Here is a 437-nt window from a genome sequence, read left to right as displayed (position 1 = left end):
CAGGCGCATTGCGCATGGATGCCGCAGTGAAATGTGTTTTCGCACCCAATCATGTTCCTGAAAACTACAGTCAGCAGACGCAGATACCACTGGTTCTGCGCCCGAGCGCCTTCCGCGCAAACGCGATCGACGTGAACGGTCTGTACGACTACGCCACCGCAAATTCACCGCGCTATCATGAGATCAAGGCACCGACAGTCGTGATTTCCGGCGATCATGACACGATCATCTATGCACGAATCCACTCGATAGGGCTAGAACGCGACATTCCGGGCGCCGAACTTGTATGGGTTCACAATCTCGGCCACAAATCGGATTGGGTTGCCCCCGATCTGGTGGTCGCAGCGATTGAAAAAGTGTCCGGCAAGCCGCGCGATCTGGCAAGGCTCGCGGGCGATGTGGAAGCACGTATTGCCAATGATGCCGAAGGCGCGGAA

1 protein-coding gene is annotated in these 437 nt (G+C 56.5%); it reads left to right on the top strand.

All coding sequences use genetic code 11. The features are described 5' to 3' along the window. Positions 1-14: 14 nt before the first annotated feature. The coding region (locus AB1462_RS32120) for an alpha/beta fold hydrolase (protein WP_367249145.1) at positions 15-437 on the top strand (423 nt) is incomplete at its 3' end.

Source organism: Pseudomonas sp. SB113 (genome assembly GCF_040754745.1).
Taxonomy (GTDB): domain Bacteria; phylum Pseudomonadota; class Gammaproteobacteria; order Pseudomonadales; family Pseudomonadaceae; genus Aquipseudomonas; species Aquipseudomonas grimontii.
Note: the sequence above shows the minus strand (reverse complement) of the source record. Positions and strands in the feature narration are given on the sequence as shown.